Origin of the sequence: uncultured Sphingopyxis sp. (assembly GCF_900078365.1) — a bacterium.
Lineage (GTDB): Bacteria > Pseudomonadota > Alphaproteobacteria > Sphingomonadales > Sphingomonadaceae > Sphingopyxis.
Genome location: NZ_LT598653.1, coordinates 2880832 through 2899415 on the forward strand (window position 1 = coordinate 2880832; position 18584 = coordinate 2899415).

Sequence of the window (18584 nt, forward strand, 5' to 3'; positions counted from 1 at the left end):
GTCAGAAGCGGCCCGTGGTCGCCAGCACGAACCCGCCCGCGCCCGCCTTGAACCCGAGCGCGGCCAGCGCCGCGGCCATCGCCGGGTCGCGGTCGACATTGATCGCGAATTGCGCGCGATACGCACCGCTGCCGTCGAACGACAGCGTCAGCCGTTCCATGCCCGACTGGCTGGCGAGCGCGGCCTGCGCGCGCCCGTTCGCACAGCTGAGCGGGCCGGAGAGGCCGCGCGACAGATCGAGGCCCGCGATGGGCGCGCTGACCACAAGCCGGATCCGGCCGCCGGCGGCGGCGCATTTGCCTGCATCATCGAAGCGCACCGTCGCGCCCTCGAAACTGATCCTGTCCACCGGGATCGCGCCCAGCCCGCCCGCCATCGAGGTCGTGCCGCTGACGTCGGACACGCCGCGCGGATCGCTGCCGTAGAGGCGTCCGGCCAGCGCGCCCAGCCGCTCGTCGGTCCGCGAGAAAGCGAGTTCGACATTCCCGCCGAGAAGCGCGAGCGGCGAAAGGCTCGCGCGCACCGTGCCGAGCGGCAAGGCCCCGAGCCGCGCTTCGACAAGTTGGCCCGACCAGACCGGACCGCGAACCTCGCGTGCGGCGACGCCCGCGTCGGTCGCGCCCGACCAAGCGAGCGCGAGCCGCATCGGGAAGGTCGCGATGAGCAGCAGCAGCGCGAGCGCGGCCCCGGCGATGATCCACCCTCTACGCGCGCTCATCGGCCGCCCTTCCGAAGCTCGGCGGTCAATCCCACGGTGCCGTCGGCCGCGGGGGTGATCGTCAGTTGGTCGACGACGAAGCCCTGCGCTTCGAGCGAAGCGAGCCAGTCGATCAGCACCGGCGCCTTGGCGGTCGCGATGGCGATCGTCGCCTGCCCGCCGCCCCGCGCCTCATTGCGGTCGAGCATCAGCCCGATCTCACCCGCCGATTGCGCCAGATATTGATCGATCGCTTGCGCCTCTGCCGCCGCCGCACCGGATTTCGCGGGGGTCCGTCCGAGCAATTGCACCTTGGCCTTGACCCGTCCCTCGCGCTCGATCGCGGCGCGATGCCGGCTTTCGAGATCGATGAACGCCGCCACCGCCGGCCGGGCAACGCCCCAGATCAGCACGCCGAGCGCCAGCACGCCCGCAACGCCGACGAGCCAGCGTTCGCGTAGCGAAAGGCCGCCCCACCAATGTCTGAGCTTGTCGGTCATGGCACCGCCCGGATCGTGATATTCGCCATCTGCTGGCCGTCGCTGCCCGCCATCGGCTGCGCGGTGATGCGATAGCCGCGCGCCTGCAGCGCGAGCAGCACCTGGTTGATGTCCTCGACGCGCGGCGCGGCGAGCGTCGTCGTCAGCGTCCCGTCGGTGCGGTGCGACAGCGTCTTGAGCGACACGCCGGGCGCGTCGCCCATCGCATCGTAAAGCGCCGAGGCCGGCACCGAGAAGGCAAGCGGCCCTCCGCCGGCCGCCGCAAGACGGCGGTCGAGTTCGGCTTCGGCCGCAGCGGCATCGCTCGCCGTCACGCCGCCCTTTTCCGCCATCGCCACGACCGCCTCGTCGGCGCGGTTGGTGTCAGAGGCGAGACGCACCGCATGGATGGCGGGAATGAGCAGGCTCACGACAACAAGGGCGACCAATAGCCGCTTCGCTATCCGCAACAGTGCCGGATCGACCGCCCAGCTCCGCTTGGGCTTCCATCCGCCGCTCAGCAGGTCGAGCGGCGGTGCGGCGAGCGTTAACAGCAGCGCCTCGCGCATCCGGCCGGGGTCGAGCGGGGCAATGTCGTGGCTGCCCGCGATCAGCGCATCGAGCTCGGGATCGGAGCGATAGGCGCGATCGGCGCTACGCACGATCTGCTCACCGCCCACCTCCACTGTCCACAGCATATCGGGTTCGGGGGGCGGCACCGCAGCGGCAGCCGGAATGAAAATCGCGGGCGCCAGATCGCGCGCCTTCAGCCACTCGGTCCACGCGGTCATCGCGGCATGGGTCGTGACCGCCACCGGGACGGCCTGCCCCTCGCCCGTCGGCTGACCCGTCACGACATGCAGCGACGCTGCATCCCCAAGGCTCTCCTTCAGCGCATCGATCCGCGCCGCGGCGGCCGCCTGCGCCGGCGCGGCGTCGGGATAGCGGAGCCAGCGCAGCGGCACGTCGGCGGCGGGCGCCAGCGCGACCAGCCGGTCGTCCGCGTCATCATCCTGCGGCTTCTCCCACGCGCCGACCCAGCCGTCATCCTGTCCCGAATCGACGATCACCCCGTCATCGACGCGCAGCCACGCCGGATGCGGTGCATTTTCCTCACCGAGCGCCGCCACCGGGGGCAGCCAGAGAACCAGCGTGCGCGGCATGTCAGTCGCTCTCGTCCCAATCGCGGCGCACGATCACCGGCGGCGTCATTCCGGCAGACGGCGCTCCGCCATTGGCATCGATCAGCGAAACTGCGGTCAAGAAACCGTCCCCCATCGTCACATTCGTCGTCAGCGTCAGCCAGCGGCTGGTCACGCCCGCCTGTTCGGCAACATCACTCGGCGGCTTGCGTCCGTCGAACACACGCGCCTCCCAGAATCGTACGCTGCTGCCATAGCCGCCCGCGGGGCGCGCCGCCAGCGCCGCCCGTGCCACCCGTGCCGCCACCCAGGCCGCCCGTCAGGCCGCCCACCAGGTTGGTCACCGGAGCCAGCAGGCCGCCAGCGCCGCCCGTGCGTCGGCGATACCGATCTCGCCGGGCAGCAGCATCGCGACCAGCGGCGCCTGTTCGGGCGCGAGCGTATTGACGTTCAGCTTTACGGGATCGGTCACCGGTAGCACGCAGATCCAGGGCCTCAGCCGCGCATAGATTTTCGGAGTGACCCCGCGCACCGCGCGCAGTTCGCTGACGTCGGCCATCTTGCGGTTGGCGGGCAGATAGGCGCCCTGCATCGATCGATAGACATTATCCTCCGCGCCCAGCCGGCCTTCGTTGCTGTCGCTGTCGATCCAGTCGGCGGCCGCACCCGCAATCGCCTGCGCCTCGCCGGAATCGATCCCGAGCAATATCATCAATTCGCCGAACTGGCGCATCGCGGCCGACCGCTGGCTGAACCGCCCGGGTATCGTTTCGGCGACAAGGCTGTTGAGGTTGAAGCAATTGTTCGCATCGCCGAGCTTCGCCTGCCCTTCGCCGCCGGGCAGCGGCAGCGTGAAATCGCGCCCCAGCCAATTACCGGCGAGCGTCAGCTTGGCCGGGTCGCGCCCGACGAGATCGGCGACCCGGCGCAGTGCAATCTGTTCGGCGGCAAAGGCATAGGCACGCCCCTGATCGACCGTCGCCGCGCTGCCCGCGATGCGCGTCGCGAGCGTCAAGCGGTCGAGCGCGGTGGCCGCGATCACCGCCATCACCGCAACGAGCAGCAATACGCTGAGCAGCGCCGCGCCGCGTTCTCCCCTGGTTTGGCGCTTCATGGCGCCGATACCCCGGCGGCGGGCGGCGGTGGCAGCGTCGGAGCGGTCAGGAAAGCCATCGTCAGCGGCTCGCGCCCGGCGCGCGTCAGCCGCACCTCGACCGCGCACGGCAGCCGGTCGCCCGGCTCCGACGTCCAGTTTTCGCTCCAATTGCCCCGTTCGTCGCGATAGCGCACCGCGACCGCCGCAACGTCGCCCACAAGCCGGTCGCCGTCGCCGAGCGCGGCTCCGTCGAGCATCGGCTGCGTCGCGCGGCGCCACTCGCCCCCGACGAGCGCATAGCCGACGCGCTCCACATTCGGGCGCGGGCTGCCGTCGAGCGCGCCCGCACCGCCATGGACGAAGGCAAAGCCGTTCGACGACCCGATGAAAGCAGGAATGGCCTCGCCCGCCGGGCCGCGCGTCGAGCGTTGGACCGCCTGCGCCAGATCGTTCGCCATCACCGCGCGCAGACGGTTGATGCCGCCCATCGCCTTCAGCCGCTCCTGCACCGCGTCCTGCGTATCGACGCTGCTGCGCAGGAGAGCGACGCCCATCGCCGCGATCGCCGCGAAGATGGAGAGTGCGACGAGCATCTCGACGAGGGTGAAGCCACGTTCGTCCTTCATCGCGACGGCCGGATGATTGTCAGCGCCGCCTGCCCGCGCCCGCTTTCGGGGCGCACGAGCAGGTCGATGCGCAGCAGCGCGTCATCTGCGGTCCTCGCGACGCGCTGTTCGACGCGCCAGTTGCGCCCGGCGTTGGAAACTCCGATCGCGCTGTTGCCGATCGTCGGCGGCGCGGGGTCGGTCCATAGCTCGACCGCGCGGTTCTGTGCGACGATGCCCGCCATCGTGCTTTCGTCGAGGTCGCCCGCGGTGCGCACCGCATAGGCATCGAGGCGGACGAGCGCGAGCGCGGCGATGCTGATGACGCTGAGCGCGACGAGCATTTCGAGCAGCGTGAACCCCTGCTCATTCTTCACGACTGACCTCCCCCGTCGCGGAGACACGCACGACCTCGCGCGCGTCTCCCCCGGCGAGCACGATGGCCTGCGGAGTCGGGCTGGTGCCGACGCGGTCGAAGAGCAGGCGCGCCGCGCCGCGACCGTCGCCCGCCGCGAAGCGGACGTCGCCGGGCCAGTTCCGCTGTTCGAAGGCCCGGCCCGGCAGCACTTGCCATTCGCCCGCGACCCGCCGTTCGAATCCATAGCCCGAGGGCGCAAAGTTGACCGCGACGCTGCGCCCCTCGATCACCGCGACATCGCGCGCGGCGGCAAGGCGCGCCGCGAGCCGATCGGCCTCGCTGCGCACCGTGCGTTCCTCGCCCGGAATGGTGAGCACGACCGCCGTCGCGGCGAGCGCAAGGATCGCGAGCGCGACCATCAGTTCGACGAGAGTGAAGCCACGTTCGCCGTCCGGCGAACGTGCTCCCGCGCAGGCGGGGCCCCAGTCGAACAGACGCCTCTCAATTATCGCTGCGAATATCCGCATTGTCGTCGGTCCCGCCGGGGGCGCCGTCGGCACCGAGCGACCAGACGTCGAACGCCTTCCCGTTCGGCCCCGGCGCCTGATAATTATAGGGGCGCCCCCACGGGTCGGCGGGCAGTTTCTTGATATAGCCGCCGCGGCGATAGCGTTCGGGCTGGGCCAGCGCGGGCGGCGCGGTGACGAGCGCGTTCAGCCCGTCGGTCGATGCCGGATAGACCAGATTGTCGAGGCGATATTGTTCGAGCGCATTTTCGAGCGTCGCGATATCGGCCTTCGCCTTGGTCACCATGGCGCGGTCCTGGCTGGGCAGGACGTTGATCATCACCACCGTCGCGAGCAGCCCGATGATGAAGATGACGACCATCAATTCGGTCAGCGTGAAACCGCGTTCGTCCTTCTTGCGGCGGCGGTGCGCGGTCGGTCGGGCGGTATCGAACATCAAGTGAAGGAATAGCTGCATCAGCGACATTTTCATAGTCCGGCTAGATTCTGCAACTGAAGGATCGGAAGCAGAATGGCGAGGATGATCAGGGCCACGCACGACCCCATAACGACAATTATGACAGGTTCGAGAAGCGCCATCGATGCAGCCGTAAAGCGGTCGAATTCGCGCTCGAGATAATCGGCCGCGCGTTCGAGCATGACCTCGAGCCGGCCCGCGCTTTCGCCGCTCGCGGTCATGTAGACGAGCAAAGGCGGGAAGACGCCGGCGTCGCGAAGCGCAGAGGACAAACCGCCGCCGGCGCGCACCTGATCGACGATATTCGCGGTCGCGCCGGCGAGCGCGGCGTTGCGGATCGTCGGCACCGTCAATTTCAGCCCTTCGACGAGCGGCAGGCGGCTCGACACCATCGTCGACAGCGTCCGCGCGAAGCGCGCCGCGTAAAGGTCGCGGAGCAGGCGGCCGAGGAGCGGCAAGCGGAGCAGCCGCGCATCGACCGCGGCCTTGAACGCCGGGCGGCGCAGCGCCGTGACCCAGCCGAATGCGGCGGCGGCGATCAGCAGCGCGATCAGCCACCACCAATTGGCGGCGAAGCTGGAGACGGCGATCACCGCGCGGGTCAGGAAGGGCAGTTGCTGGCCGGTGTCGGTAAACTGCTCGACGACGCGCGGGACGACGAAGATCATCAGCGCGGCGACGACCCCGATCGCGACGACCGCGAGCACGATCGGATAGGCAAGCGCGGCGATCAGCTTGCCGCGCACTTCGGCCTGGCGCTCGAGCAGATCGGCGAGGCGCGCGAGGATCGTCGTGAGGCTGCCCGTCGTCTCGCCAGCCGCGACCATCGCGCGATAGAGCGGCGGAAAGCTGGCGGGCTGGCGTCCCATCGCGTCGGCGAGGCGGCGGCCTTCGAGCAGTCCGGCATGGACGTCGCCGATGATCGCGCGGGCGCTTTCGGCTTCGCTCTGGCGGGTCAAGGTGCGCAGCGCCTCTTCGAGCGGCGCGACCTCGGCGAGCGTTGCGAGCTGGCGGGTGAAGAGCGCCAGCTCTTTGCTGCTGAGCTTGGTCTTGCGGAATGCGAGCAGCGAGCGGCCGGCGGGTTTCGCTCCGGCGGCTTCGACCGCAACGATGTGGAATTTCCGCCGCACCAGATCGGCGCGCGCGGCCTCGTCATTCGCGGCGGTCAGCCGTCCCTTGCGCTCGCGGCCCTGGGGATCGATCGCCACATAGCGATAATCAGGCATCGACATCCTCGCGCCGCGCGATGCGGATCGCTTCCTCGGCGGTCGTCAGCCCCTTGGCGACCATCGCCCGCGCCGCCGAGGCGAGCGTCGGCGATTTGAGGAAGGCGTGCTTGGCGATCATCGCCTCGTCGCCGCCGGCGTAGATGTAGCGGCGGACGGTCTCGTCGACCTTGATCGCCTCGAACACGCCGATGCGGCCCTTGAAGCCGGTGCCGCCGCACGCCTCGCAGCCCTTGGGGCGCCAGATGACGGTGCCGATGTCGAGGCCGAGCATGGCGGCGACGCTGTTGTCGGCCTGGACGGGTTCGCGGCAATTGTCGCAAAGCTTGCGCACAAGGCGCTGGGCGAGGACGGCGCGGAGCGTGGAGGCGAGAAGAAAAGGCTCTACTTTCAAATCCTTGAGGCGCGTTATCGCGCCGACGGCATCGTTGGTGTGGACGGTCGAGAGGACAAGGTGGCCGGTGAGCGAGGCCTGCACCGCGATGTCGGCGGTCTCGCGGTCGCGGATTTCGCCGACCATCACGACGTCGGGATCCTGGCGCAGGATCGCGCGCAGGCCCGCCGCGAAATCGAGCCCGACCTTGCTGTTCACCTGCGTCTGGCCGACGCCGTCAACGGCATATTCGACCGGATCCTCGACGGTTAGGATGTTGCGCTGGCCGTCATTGAGTTGCTTCAAGGCGGCGTAAAGCGTCGTCGTCTTGCCCGAGCCGGTCGGGCCGGTGACGAGGATGATGCCATTGGGTTCGGCGAGCGCCTCGCGCAGGATGCGGTCGGCCTCGCCCGACAGGCCGAGGACGTCGAAGTCGATCCCGGCGCTGTCCTTGTCGAGAATACGCATCACGACGCGTTCGCCCGCGCGGCTCGGCAAGGTCGAGACCCGGACGTCGACCGCTTTCCCCGCGAGCGTCAGGCCGATGCGGCCGTCCTGCGGCACGCGGCGTTCGGCGATGTCGAGGCGCGCCATCACCTTGATGCGGCTGACGACGACGGGGGCGACGTGCGGCGGCATGCGCAGATGCTCGCGCAGCACGCCGTCGGCGCGCATCCGCACGACGAGCCCGCTTTCATAGGGCTCGATATGGATGTCGCTGACGCCCTGCCGCACGGCTTCGGCGATGATCGCGTTGATCAGGCGGATCGCAGGCGCGTCGTCGGCGCTGTCGAGCAGATCCTCGGCGCTGGGGATGCCGAGGTCGAGGTCGCTGCCGTCGAGCGAGCCCGCCATCGCGGCGGCCGAGCTGTCGATCGCATAATGATCCGAAAGCAGCCGGTCGAAATCACCGGCACCCGCGGTCGCGACGCGCAGCGGCTGCGCGAGATAGCGTTTGACCTCAATCAGCACGGCGGGATCGCTGCCCTCGCGCAGCGTCGCGAGCCAGACGCCGTCCTCGCCGGGCGCGATGACGACGCCGTGCGCGCGCGCGAAGCCGTAAGGAATATCGACCGGCGCCGGGGGAGGCGCCGCCGGTTCGATGTCGGTCACGGATAGTCTCCGGCGGGCGGCGCGGGCGCCTCTGACGTCGAGGGCGGAACATCGGTGGGCGTCACGCTGCCATCGGGGCGGCGCAATTCGGGGAGGTTGACGGGGCCGACGGTGACGTCGTTCGGCCTCGGCGGCGACGGCGGGGTGGCGCCCATATAGTCGCGCACCAGCGCGTCGATCGCGGGTTCCTGATCGGGGTTTCGCTGGAGCTGGAAGTCGCGGATATAGCCGTAACGGCGCGCGGTCAGCGCGGCATTGTCCTCGCGGCTTTTCAGGATCGTGGGGCGAATGAAGACCATCAGGTTCGTCTTGGCGCGCGTCCGGCTGCGCGACTTGAAGAGCTCGCCGATCAGCGGAATGTCGCTGAGCAGCGGGATCCGCTCGATTGTCCGGCGCTCGTCGTCGTTGAGCAGCCCGCCGATCGCGAGGATTTCGCCGTCGTCGACGGTCAGCACGGTTTCGAACGCGCGCTTGTTGATGATGAGGTCGCTGTTGCGCGACGACACCGGCCCCGCGACGCTCGACACTTCCTGGCGGAGGAAGAGCTTGACCTCGCCCGCGCCGTTCACCTGCGGCGTGACGTCGAGCTTGATGCCGACCTCTTCGCGCTGGACGGTGCGGAAGGCGTTGTCGAAATTGTCGGAAAGCGCCTCACCCGTGGTGATCGGCACTTCCTGGCCGACGAGGAATTTCGCCGCCTGATTGTCGAGCGTGACGATATGCGGGGTCGCGAGCAGGTTCGACGTCGTGTCCGATTTCACCGCGTTGATGATCGCGCCGAAGATCGTATTCTTGCCGATGTCGCCCGCGAAGCCGGCGAAGCCGCCGGTGGCCTGAAGCAGCTGCGCGGCCGCGGCTTCCTGAAACGCATCGCCGAGCGCGCTCGACGTCGTGGTCACGACGGTCGTTCCGTCGGTGGTCGTCGTCTCCTCGCTGATCTGCGTCGAGGCATAGGCGCCGCCGAGCGTCAGGATATTAGGCGAGGCGTTGCTGTAGCTGGTTGCGACGAAGGGGATATTCTTGCCGCCGAGCAGGAACTGGACGCCGAGCTTCTTGGCGGCATCGTCGCCGATTTCGACCACGATCGCCTCGACGAGCACCTGCTGACGCCGCGTGTCGAGCTGACGGATCAGCTCGCCGAGCATCCGCTGCACTTCGCTGTTCGCCGCGACGATGATCGCGTTGGCGCCTTCGTAGCGCGTGACGATGGCGGGACCGCGCGTCGAGATGCTGCCGCTGCCCCCAGCGCCGGTCGAGGTCGCCGCGGGCGCGGCGGCGGCGGGCGCGGGTGCGCTGCCGCCATCCGCCGACGAGGTCGAGGATGACGCGGGCGGCAGCCCCGCCTTTTGCGCCGGGTCGCTGCCGCCGCCGATCAGTTGCTGGAGCGTCGGCAACAATGTTTCGGCATTGGCATGTTCGAGCCAATAGACGCGCAGTTCGGTGCCGCCCGCCGCCTTCGCATCGAGATCGTTCGCCATCGCGACGAAGCGCGCGACAAGCGCCTGATCACCCCTGAGCGCAATCGCGTTGCTGCTGTCGATCGGCACGATCGCGACCGGCGCCCGCGCCCCCTCCCCCGCCGCCGGGACGAGCGCCTGGAGCGCGGCGGCAATCTCGCGCGCGCCGGCGTTCTTGAGCGTGACGATCTGGCTGGTCGAGCTGTCGCGGTCGATACTCGCGGCGAGCGACCGGATACGGCGGATATTGTCGGCGAAATCGGCGACGACGAGGCTGTTGGCGTTGCGGTTCGCGGTGAGCGAGCCCTGCGGGCTGACGAGCGGGCGCAAGGTTTCGACCGCCGCGACGGCGTCGATGTGGCGAAGGCGGATGATTTCGGTGACGAACTGGTTCTGCGCCGCGCCGCCGCTGCCGATGCGGCCGGGCTGCGCCGCGGCGCCGTCGATCGGCTGGACGCGATAGCTGCCGTTCGGGCCCGGCACGGCGACGAGGCCGTTCGAGCGCAGGGTGGCGAGGAAAATCTCGAAATATTCGCTGCGCGACAGCGGCCGGTCGGTGACGACCGACACCTTGCCGTTGACGCGTCCGTCGATGACGAAGGTGCGCCCGGTGATCCGCGCCGCATCCTGAATGAAGGCGCGAATGTCGGCGTCGCGCACGTTCAGCGTATATTGGGCCAGTGCGGGCCCCGGCGCGGCGGAAACCAGCGCAGCGGCGAGCATGAGAGAAAGCTTGAGACGCATAAGACCTATTGTTTCGACAGGAAGATGGCGACGGGAACGACGCTGGCGCCGCGTTCGACCTCGAGCGCGATGCGCGCGCCCGGGGCTAATTGATTGGAAAGCGCCGCGATGTCGCTCGCCGATGTGATCGGGCGGCCGTTCACCGAGCGGACGACATCGCCGGGACGGAGGCCCGCGGCGCGGAAGGTCGCCCCGTCGCTCTGCGGCTGCACGACGATGCCGGTCACGCGGCCCTCTTCGGTGCGCGGGGCGAAGGCGACGCCCGCCTTGATCGCGGCGGGGGTCATGTCGCCGCTGGTTCCCGATGGCGCCGCACCGATTTCGGGCGTCGGCGCGGGAAGCGCGGTTGCCGGAGCAGCGAGGGGCGCCGCGCCGCTCTGATCGAGGAACAGGCTTTCGCGCGCGCCGCCGCGGTCGAGCAGCACATGGTCGAAGGCGACACCGGCGAGCTTCAGTCCCGGCGCGATCTCCTCGCCGACGGCGTAGCTCGTCTGCACCCCGTCCTCGCCGGCGATGATCGCCGAGCCGCCGCCCGTCGCTTCGTTGAGGTTGATCCCGAAGAGAGTGAGCCCCGCCGAGGTCACCGTCGCGGCGGCGGGACCCTGTACCTGGCCGCGGAAGAAGGGATCGAGGCTGGTGAAGAGCGCGCGCCGTTCGGCGGGCGACGCGATGACGGCGGTTTGCGGCTGCCACGCGCCGAGCGGCGACAGCGGTGTGACGAGTGTCCAGAGCAGGCGGACGCATTGCCAGATCAGGAGCGCGCCGAGCAGACCGACGAGCAGGTGCGGCCCAATTTCGCGCGGGTTCCGCTTGCGGACGCGGAGCCACGAAGGCAGCGCGCGCGGCAGCCGAACGGCCGATCCGGACATCAGCGTTGCCATGTGGTTTTTCTCGTCCCCCAACTGAAAGAATGCGGTCTCGCGAATCGCCTAGGGGCGATTGATGACAATCAGTTGACGGCAAGATTACAGTTTTTTGTCAGCCGGGCGAGTCCGGTGCGGTGGGGCGCTTCGCATAAGCCCCTCCCCTTCAGGGGAGGGGTAGGCGGTGGGGGCCATCGGCCTTGCGCAAGGCCGATGGCCCCCACCCGCTGCGACTAAGCCAGCAAGCTGGCAAGTCTCGCTGCCCTCCCCTGAAGGGGAGGGCGTAGCTTAGCTCAAAACTTGATCGAGGCGCTGAGCGAGAAGGTGCGGCCGAGCTTGTAGCGGTTGAAATAGATTTTGTTGTCGCCCGAGGTCTGGACTTCTTCATATTTGCGCCCCGTGAGGTTGCGCGCCTCGAACTTCAGCTCGATTTCCTTGTTCAGGAGGTTGATGCCCTGCCGCGCGACGAAGTCGAGCTGGATGCCGGGCTTTTCCTTGAGGTCGGGCTGGCCCGACGGGCCGCGGCTGGTGACGCGCGGGCTGGCGTAGGTCAGGAGCAAGGTCTGCTGCGACAGCCGGTCCTGATCCTCGAGCCCGATCTGGAAATTGACCAAATGGTCGGACTGGCCGGTCAGCGGCGAACCGTCGAAGAAGAAGATGCCGGCCGGACGCTCGACGCCGTTGATGAAGGTGACGTCGTCCTCGCCGACCTGAATGTCCGACTGGGTGTAGGTGTAGTTGCCGATCAGGACGAGCCGGCGGCTCTGCCAGAAGGGCGCGTCGGACAGCGTATCGAGCGCGAAATATTTCTGCACCTCGACCTCGGCGCCGTAAAGCGTCGCTTTCGGCGCATTGGCGTAGCTGGTGCTGACCTGATTGTCCGACGCCGACGTATAGGCCTCGATCGGATTGTCGATCGATTTGTAGAAGCCCGCGATCGTGAACCGCTGATCGCGGTCGAAATACCATTCGTAACGCAGTTCGGCGTTCCACAGCTCGCTGTCGGTCAGCGAGGGGTTGCCGCGATAGAGGCGGTTCGATTCGGGATCGAGATAGACCTGCGCGACCAGCTCGCGGAACTGCGGCCGCGCGATCGTCTTCGACCCGTTGAGGCGCAGCTGCATGTCGGGCGCCATTTCCCAGGTCAGCGTCACCGCCGGCAGCCAATAGTCGTTGTTGAGGTTGGTCGGCACGAACACCGACGAGCCGGTGTTGAACAGGTCGACCGGGACAACGGTCTGCTTGGCGTCCTCATAACGGACGCCGGCGTTGATGTTGACGCCCGGCACGACTTCGGCCTGGAGCTGCGCATAGCCGGCGTGGGTGGTCAGATTGGCGTCGAACGCCGCCGCGCCGTCCTGCGCCGAGGTTTCGAGCAGCCGGATGTCGTAAAGCTGGATCGAGGCGTCGGAGAGCAGATAGTCGGGGCGCAATTGCTGGACCTCGATCGGCAGATTCTGCGCGCGGAACAGGAAATCGCGGCGCACCGAGGTGCGGTGCGTGTCGCTGTAGGCATAGCCGACCGTCGCGGTGATGCGCGGCGCGAGTTCGTAGGAGAGGTCGACGCCGCCCGACCAGAGATCCTCATTGAGGTCCGAGAAGGAAATGCTCGCCGAACCGCGGCCGCCGGTCAGGTCGTTGACGAACTTGTCGCCGACGGGATCGACCTCGGTGGGCAGGTTGGTGCGGACATAGGTGAAGCTGCGCTCATAGGGCGCCTCGCGCTGCGAATTGGCATAGCCGCCGCGCAGGTCGAGCTGGATGCGGTCGAAATCGAATTCGGCGACGATCTGGCTGTTGATCAGCTGGCGTTCGTACCAGGCGGTGTCCTGCTGCATGATGTCGCGGTCGGACTGGTTGCGGTTGGTGCCGAGGCCGAGGCGCGCCTGCTTCAGCGTGTCGCGGATGTAGAGGTTGGTCCAGCGGAACTTGTGGTCGCCGAGTTCGAGTCCGAAACCGAGCAGGCCGTTGACGACGATGCGGTTGTCGGTGACGACGCGGTTGAAATTGGTCTGCGGCTCGCCCGACAGGTCGGTTTCGAGCGAGGTCTGCTGGAGCGTATCGCGCGTGCGCCACTTGTTGCTGATGCCCGCGGTCGCGATGATGCCCAGCTCGCCGTCGGGGAGCTGGATCGTCGTGCCGCCGGTGATGCCCGCCGACCAGTTGACCGGGATATGGTTGTTCTGCTGGAGCAGGCTCGTCTCCGAATTGACGAGCTCCATCTGGATCGCCTTCAGATCGTCGAGGCTGAAATCGGCGCCCTCGAGGATCGGCTTGCCGCTGGCGAAAGCCGCTTTCAGGAGCGGCGGGACGTCGCGGGTGCCGTCGTCGAAGCCGGTCCAGTCGGTGTCGCTGCCATAATAGGTATAGCCGAGCTCGTTCGTCGTCTCACTGTCCCACCCGATGCCGCCCGAAAAGGTCAGGAAGGTCTCGCGCGGGGTCGCCTTGGTCGTGAGGTTGATCACGCCGCCGCCGAATTCGCCGGGGAAGTTCGCCGAATAGCTTTTCTGCACCAGCGTCGAATCGATGACGTTGGTCGGGAAGATGTCGAGCGGGACGACGCGCTTCAGCGGTTCGGGGCTGGGCAGCGGCGAGCCGTTCAAGAGCGCGAGCGAGTAACGGTCGCCGAGACCGCGGACATAGACGAAGCCGCCGCCGACGACCGACAGGCCGGTCACGCGCTGCAGCGAGCCCGAGATGTCGCCTTCGCCGGTGCGCGCGATGTCGGCCGACGAGAGGACCGACACGACCTCGGGCGTCGCGCGGACGACATTGGGGGTATAGCGGCCGGTGACGACGATCTCGGCGTCGGCGCCGCCGGGGATCGACACATCGACCTCTTCGCCAGCCGGGTCGGCGGGCGGCGTCTCGGCGGGCGCGGGATCGGGCTCGGCCGTCTGGGCGAGCGCCGCGGGCGACACCAGCGCCGACGAAAGGAGCAGGAAGCTGGCGAATAGCGACCGCTTGGTCATGTTGGATTACCCCTAATGGAGATGGGCCCTAATGGCAGATGGAAATGGGGGCGGGGCGCGCCGTTGGTGCGCCCCGCCCCGGTATCGGACGTCGGCGCGTCAGCTTACGGGGATGTCGGTGCAGTTGCCGCTGGTGTCGCCGAACGACGCCGTGGCGGAATTGCAGGTCCAGCCCGCGTACCAGCTATCGTTGGCGTCGGCGACCGCGCCGACATAGGCCGTCGCATCGAAGAAGTCGTCGAGCGCCGAGGCGTCGAACGCCTGCAGCGCGGTTTCAGTCGCGCCGTTGACGAAGACGTCGGTCAGGCTCGGCGTGTAGGTCGAGCTGTTGTTCGTGCCGAGTTCGAAGATCGCACGGACCGCGGCGTCGTCGGGGCCGTTCGAGCCGCGGAACGGCCGGTCGTTGCACTGCATCGACACCGATTCGAAGCGCGGCGGGCCGTTTTCGTCGAGCGCCGGGTCGGCGGGCTGCACCGTCGTCGCGCTGTCGATGCGGATGCACGATGCGCCGGTGGTGATCAGGCCGTTGGCGAAGGTGTAGTCGGCGCCGCCGCGGATGCGGATCGCGGCGCCGTTGCCGGCCGCGGCGTTGCGGTGGATGAAGGTGAAGTTCGAGATATTCACTTCCTGACGCGGGATCGCGTTTTCATCGCCGTCCGAGTCGATTTCCATGATCGAGTCGCCGACCGCGCCGCCGGCGCGCTGGACCGCGATCGCATATTGGATATTGCCCTTGTAGCCAACGTCGGTGTCGAAGCTGTCGTCCTCGGCGCCGGTGACGATCATATGCTTGAAGTTCGGACGGCCGCCGAAGACTTCCATGCCGTCGTCCGAGCTGTTGTGGATCTGGATATGGTCGAACTGGGTCGCCGAACCGACGCCCGACGGGGTCAGCCCCTGCAATTCGCTGTCGGGCGACAGGTTGAAGCCCGAGTAGCGAATCTGGACATAGCTCAGACGGCCCGAATTATCGTCGGTGACTTCGCCGCCATAGAGCGCATTCGACGTGCCTTCGGTATCGCGTTCGCAATCGTTGGTGCCGGGAACCGCACCCGCCGCGTCGCAATCGGTGATCGGCGCGCGGCCGAGCAGGACGACCCCGCCCCACAGCTGCGAGGTGTTGTCGGTTGCCGAGCCGACGACGTTGCCGCGGCCGGTGAAGACGATCGGCTGCGTCGGCGTGCCGACGGCGTCGATCTTGTTGCCGCGATTGACGGCAAGGAAGGCGGTGCCCGTCGAGGCAAAGATGGTGACGCCGGGATCGATCGTCAGCGTGACTTCGGGCGCCGCCGAGGTCGGGGCATCGGGATCGGGCCCCTTGTCGGTGCCGACATCGACGCGGCCCGGCAGCGAATAGATGACGCCGTCGACCTTGGGGATCGCGGTCGTCGAGTTGAACTTCGCGGGGAAGCCGCAGTTGCGCCAGGTGCCCTGCGGCCCCGAAATGGTGCCGAGGTCGGAGAGCTTATCGGCGCCGTTGATGTTCGGGCAGGCGTCGGCCGGCGTCACGCCGGTCGGCGTGGGGGTCGGGGTCGGAGTGGGCGTCGGGGTCGGGGTCGGCGCGGGAATGACGATCACGCCCTCGCCCGGCGACGCGACGCCGTCGGCGCCGCATGCCGCAAGAATGGAACAGGCCACGCCGCTGAGCATGACCAAACGAATGCGTGCGAAAGCCGCCATGAAAATCTCCGTCCCGGTGTGCGCCTGCGCGCGCCTGATGAAAAACACGCCGCGGTCGAGAAAAGGATTGCTGTCTCGCCCCCGGTGACGCCGCCACTAGGGTGATTCGATGACGGTCTGACGCCAGAGCCGTGACAGTTGCATGACTCTTTGGAGTCGGTTCGATGACATGGAAGGCGGCCCGGGGCCGCGCGCGTTCGCACGCGCAAAAATAAAAGCGGCGAAGCTCGCTTGCATCGCCCGGCAAGCTTTGCTAGGCGCCCGCTCCTACCTGGTGCCGGACCCGATCCGGACCATCATGATGTGCGGTCGTGGCGGAACTGGTAGACGCGCAACGTTGAGGTCGTTGTGGCCGAAAGGCCGTGGAAGTTCGAGTCTTCTCGACCGCACCATCATCCATTGATTTCATTGGATGTTTTGACTCCTGGCGCGCTTGGCGCGGGCCTTGATGCCGGGCGATACGAGGATGCCGCCCCTTGCCCGCGAGCGGGAGCGGAGAAGCTATGCCGTGACGGCGGTCGTTGCGCCGATATGCTCCGCGATCGCATCGGCCAGCGTATCGACCAGCGCGAGCGGCAGGTCGTGTCCCATGCCGGGAATCGTCTTGAGCCGCGCCCCCGCGATATTGTCGGCGGTATCGCGCCCGCCGGGCAGCGGCACGAGCGGATCATCCTCGCCATGGATGACGAGCGTCGGTGCCTTGATCTTCTTCAGCATCGGACGCCGGTCGCCGTCGGCGACGATCGCCGCCATCTGCCGCGCGACGCCCTGCGGATACCAGCCGCGTTCGAAATCGGCGCGAACGCGGCGCTGGAGCCGCTCTTCGTCCTGCGGATAGCCGGGGCTGCCGATCACCCGCGCCGCATTGACCGAATAGGCGATCAGCGCTTCCTTGTCGCCGCTCATCGGGCGGTTCGCCAGCACCTGCATTGCTTCCTTCCGCGCGCGCGGCAGGCGGCGGTTGCCCGTCGTCGACATCACCGACGTCAGCGACAGCACGCGCTGCGGATAGCGCGCGGCGATATGCTGCGAAATCATGCCGCCCATCGACACGCCGACGACATGCGCGCGCTCGATGCCGAGATGGTCGAGCAGCCCGATGCCGTCGGCCGCCATGTCGGCGAGCGTATAGGCGGGGCGCACCGGGAGGCCGATCACCGATTTGACGATCATCCACTTCACATTGGGAATGCCCGCCGCCTCGAAGCGCGTCGACAGGCCGACGTCGCGATTGTCGTAGCGGATGGTGCGGAAACCGCGCGCGTTCAGCGCATCGACGAACTCGTCGGGCCAGAGTGTCAATTGCCCGCCGAGGCCCATGACCAGCAGGATGACGGGCGCATCGCGCGGCCCCTTGTCCTCATAGGTGATGCTGATGCCGTTGACGGCCGCCTGTTCGGTCTGCATGGAATCCCCTTGGCTGGAAATATCTAGAAGGCCGTCGCGGGTTTGTAATGCGCGGCGTCGGAAGTGAATTCGGCGCGGCCATATTCGGCAAGCTGGCGCTCGATCCGGTGGACGAGGCGGCGGTCGGCGAAGTGGCGGATCAGCGGCAGCCGCGACGCGAAGCGATAGGCCGCCATCCGCCCCGCGATGCCGAGCATCGTCGCACCATAGATGAGGTGATCGCGGCGGCGCACCGGAACGCCGACCTGGGCGGCGCGCGCCTCGTCGCCCGCCAGAAAGGCCTTCACGAAGAAGACGCGGCTGACCGAATATTCGAGCCGGCGCTTGACCTGCCCCTTGGGCGATCGGTCCTTCGACAATTCGGCGTCCATCGTCGCGCGGAGCAGCCCGCCGCAGACCTGATCGTCATATTCGTAACGGAGCGTCGCGCTGCGCGTGCGCCAGATGCGGACGATCTCCTGCGGCGTGTCGGCGAGCAGATCCTCGGGCAGCCCCAAAAGATAGCAGCGATAGCGCGCGAGTTCGACGCGGCCGCGCTCGATCCGCGTGAAGCGCGTGCGCCCTTTCGCCAGCACCTCCTGCGACAGGAAGTAGATGGGGATCAGCCCCGCGGGCATCTGGTCGAGTTGCGGGATCGGCATGCCATAGGTGTCGGCGTCCCACATGCCCGGGCGCGACAGCACGTTGACGCGCACCATCGAGTGCATCAGCCGAACCATCGCCGCCGCCTTGAAACCGGGGCCATAGCGGTCGAGCGCGCCCGGCAATGCCGTCGTCGCAAAGAAGGTCGCGGTTTCCTTGACCCGCCGCGCCGCGGTCGCATGACCGAGCGTGCCGGTGAGCGCCATCGGCAGCGCCGAATATTTGTTGAGGAAGGTCGCGATGAAGGCGCCGCGGATCAGAAAGGGCGAGAGGTTCGCCGTTGCGTTGCGTTCATAGGCCGCGCCTTCCTCGACCAGTTCCATGTCGAGCCAGTCGGGCTTCTGCTCCATCTCGCGGATCAGCGCGATCAGTTCGGCGGGCGCATCCTCGACCGCCTCGATGCCCTTGTCGCACGCATCGACGAGCATCGCGACGGTGCGCTGGAAGCCATAGCTCGGCATCAGCGCGGCATAGGCGTCGCCGGTGCGGTCGCCGAGCATCGTATATTCGCGGATGCGGCCGAGGAGATCGGGATCATGCAGATAGTCGGACCGGTCGATGCTGCGGACGCGGCTGAGCTCGCTCACCGCATCGGCCTCGGGCGCCCAGCGTTCGGGCGCCTTGTCGAAATCGAAGCGGCCGAACAGCTCGGGCAAGGCATCCGCCTGGTCCCGCACCCGGCGGGCGATCGTGCTGACATCATTGTTCATAAGACGAACCTGCCACAGATTCGCGATTTGGCAAGT

17 protein-coding genes and 1 tRNA gene are annotated in these 18584 nt (G+C 67.9%); 1 reads left to right on the top strand and 17 read right to left on the bottom strand.

Annotated features, from left to right (window positions below):
* Position 1: 1 nt before the first annotated feature.
* From gspN to QZL87_RS13375, 15 genes are all read right to left on the bottom strand, one after another.
* Entirely contained in the window at positions 2-718 is a 717-nt protein-coding gene (gene gspN, locus QZL87_RS13305; RefSeq protein ID WP_295320167.1) for a type II secretion system protein N, read from the bottom strand.
* On the bottom strand, positions 715-1197 hold the full coding sequence (gene gspM / locus QZL87_RS13310; RefSeq protein ID WP_295320169.1) for a type II secretion system protein GspM: 483 nt from the start codon (positions 1195-1197) through the stop codon (positions 715-717). The genes gspN and gspM overlap by 4 nt, the downstream gene beginning before the upstream one ends.
* Positions 1194-2339, bottom strand: a complete 1146-nt coding sequence (gene gspL / locus QZL87_RS13315; protein ID WP_295320171.1) for a type II secretion system protein GspL — start codon at positions 2337-2339, stop codon at positions 1194-1196. Before gspL ends, gspM begins: the two co-directional genes overlap by 4 nt.
* A 1-nt stretch (position 2340) precedes the next feature.
* Entirely contained in the window at positions 2341-2625 is a 285-nt protein-coding gene (locus tag QZL87_RS13320; RefSeq protein ID WP_295320173.1) for a type II secretion system protein GspK, read from the bottom strand.
* A 33-nt stretch (positions 2626-2658) separates the two neighbouring features.
* Positions 2659-3432 carry a type II secretion system minor pseudopilin GspK gene (gene gspK / locus QZL87_RS13325; RefSeq protein WP_295320175.1) on the bottom strand — a complete coding sequence of 258 codons (774 nt, stop codon included), beginning with the start codon at positions 3430-3432 and terminating at the stop codon, positions 2659-2661.
* A complete protein-coding gene (gene gspJ, locus QZL87_RS13330) occupies positions 3429-4040 on the bottom strand; it encodes a type II secretion system minor pseudopilin GspJ (protein WP_295320176.1) in 612 nt (203 codons plus the stop codon). Before gspJ ends, gspK begins: the two co-directional genes overlap by 4 nt.
* Positions 4037-4396 carry a type II secretion system minor pseudopilin GspI gene (gene gspI / locus QZL87_RS13335; RefSeq protein ID WP_295320178.1) on the bottom strand — a complete coding sequence of 120 codons (360 nt, stop codon included), beginning with the start codon at positions 4394-4396 and terminating at the stop codon, positions 4037-4039. Before gspI ends, gspJ begins: the two co-directional genes overlap by 4 nt.
* Entirely contained in the window at positions 4386-4904 is a 519-nt protein-coding gene (locus QZL87_RS13340; protein ID WP_295320180.1) for a GspH/FimT family pseudopilin, read from the bottom strand. The genes gspI and QZL87_RS13340 overlap by 11 nt, the downstream gene beginning before the upstream one ends.
* On the bottom strand, positions 4879-5340 hold the full coding sequence (gene gspG, locus QZL87_RS13345) for a type II secretion system major pseudopilin GspG (protein WP_295320183.1): 462 nt from the start codon (positions 5338-5340) through the stop codon (positions 4879-4881). The genes QZL87_RS13340 and gspG overlap by 26 nt, the downstream gene beginning before the upstream one ends.
* Positions 5341-5372: 32 nt before the next feature.
* Positions 5373-6587, bottom strand: a complete 1215-nt coding sequence (gene gspF / locus QZL87_RS13350; RefSeq protein ID WP_295320184.1) for a type II secretion system inner membrane protein GspF — start codon at positions 6585-6587, stop codon at positions 5373-5375.
* Positions 6580-8073: an ATPase, T2SS/T4P/T4SS family gene (locus QZL87_RS13355; protein WP_295320186.1), complete on the bottom strand. Its 1494-nt coding sequence runs from the start codon at positions 8071-8073 to the stop codon at positions 6580-6582. Before QZL87_RS13355 ends, gspF begins: the two co-directional genes overlap by 8 nt.
* Positions 8070-10274, bottom strand: a complete 2205-nt coding sequence (gene gspD / locus QZL87_RS13360) for a type II secretion system secretin GspD (protein ID WP_295320189.1) — start codon at positions 10272-10274, stop codon at positions 8070-8072. The genes QZL87_RS13355 and gspD overlap by 4 nt, the downstream gene beginning before the upstream one ends.
* Positions 10275-10279: 5 nt before the next feature.
* Positions 10280-11155: a type II secretion system protein N gene (locus tag QZL87_RS13365; protein ID WP_295320192.1), complete on the bottom strand. Its 876-nt coding sequence runs from the start codon at positions 11153-11155 to the stop codon at positions 10280-10282.
* 275 nt (positions 11156-11430) lie between these two features.
* Positions 11431-14109 (bottom strand): TonB-dependent receptor, encoded by a 2679-nt coding sequence (locus tag QZL87_RS13370; protein WP_295320194.1) that lies wholly within the window; start codon positions 14107-14109, stop codon positions 11431-11433.
* 99 nt (positions 14110-14208) lie between these two features.
* Complete coding sequence (locus QZL87_RS13375) at positions 14209-15789, bottom strand: hypothetical protein (RefSeq protein ID WP_295320197.1); 1581 nt, start codon at positions 15787-15789, stop codon at positions 14209-14211.
* 305 nt (positions 15790-16094) lie between these two features.
* Here QZL87_RS13375 and QZL87_RS13380 point away from each other — a divergent pair.
* Positions 16095-16181 (top strand) — tRNA-Leu (locus QZL87_RS13380).
* 109 nt (positions 16182-16290) lie between these two features.
* Here QZL87_RS13380 and QZL87_RS13385 read toward each other — a convergent pair.
* Positions 16291-17196: an alpha/beta fold hydrolase gene (locus QZL87_RS13385; RefSeq protein ID WP_295320199.1), complete on the bottom strand. Its 906-nt coding sequence runs from the start codon at positions 17194-17196 to the stop codon at positions 16291-16293.
* Positions 17197-17219: 23 nt separating this feature from the next.
* The gene (locus QZL87_RS13390; protein WP_295320203.1) at positions 17220-18548 is read right to left on the bottom strand and encodes an oxygenase MpaB family protein; all 1329 of its coding nucleotides are present in this window, start codon (positions 18546-18548) and stop codon (positions 17220-17222) included.
* Positions 18549-18584 lie beyond the last annotated feature (36 nt).

Excerpts from the sequence above, each read along its gene's own strand:
- gspJ (WP_295320176.1), bottom strand. The coding sequence starts at position 4,040 with ATGAAGGACGAACGTGGCTTCACCCTCGTCGAGATGCTCGTCGCACTC.
- gspF (WP_295320184.1), bottom strand. The coding sequence starts at position 6,587 with ATGCCTGATTATCGCTATGTGGCGATCGATCCCCAGGGCCGCGAGCGC.
- QZL87_RS13385 (WP_295320199.1), bottom strand. The coding sequence starts at position 17,196 with ATGCAGACCGAACAGGCGGCCGTCAACGGCATCAGCATCACCTATGAG.
- gspG (WP_295320183.1), bottom strand. The coding sequence starts at position 5,340 with ATGTTCGATACCGCCCGACCGACCGCGCACCGCCGCCGCAAGAAGGAC.
- QZL87_RS13340 (WP_295320180.1), bottom strand. The coding sequence starts at position 4,904 with ATGCGGATATTCGCAGCGATAATTGAGAGGCGTCTGTTCGACTGGGGC.
- gspM (WP_295320169.1), bottom strand. The coding sequence starts at position 1,197 with ATGACCGACAAGCTCAGACATTGGTGGGGCGGCCTTTCGCTACGCGAA.
- gspN (WP_295320167.1), bottom strand. The coding sequence starts at position 718 with ATGAGCGCGCGTAGAGGGTGGATCATCGCCGGGGCCGCGCTCGCGCTG.
- gspL (WP_295320171.1), bottom strand. The coding sequence starts at position 2,339 with ATGCCGCGCACGCTGGTTCTCTGGCTGCCCCCGGTGGCGGCGCTCGGT.
- QZL87_RS13390 (WP_295320203.1), bottom strand. The coding sequence starts at position 18,548 with ATGAACAATGATGTCAGCACGATCGCCCGCCGGGTGCGGGACCAGGCG.
- gspD (WP_295320189.1), bottom strand. The coding sequence starts at position 10,274 with ATGCGTCTCAAGCTTTCTCTCATGCTCGCCGCTGCGCTGGTTTCCGCC.
- QZL87_RS13370 (WP_295320194.1), bottom strand. The coding sequence starts at position 14,109 with ATGACCAAGCGGTCGCTATTCGCCAGCTTCCTGCTCCTTTCGTCGGCG.
- gspK (WP_295320175.1), bottom strand. The coding sequence starts at position 3,432 with ATGAAGCGCCAAACCAGGGGAGAACGCGGCGCGGCGCTGCTCAGCGTA.
- QZL87_RS13365 (WP_295320192.1), bottom strand. The coding sequence starts at position 11,155 with ATGGCAACGCTGATGTCCGGATCGGCCGTTCGGCTGCCGCGCGCGCTG.
- QZL87_RS13375 (WP_295320197.1), bottom strand. The coding sequence starts at position 15,789 with ATGGCGGCTTTCGCACGCATTCGTTTGGTCATGCTCAGCGGCGTGGCC.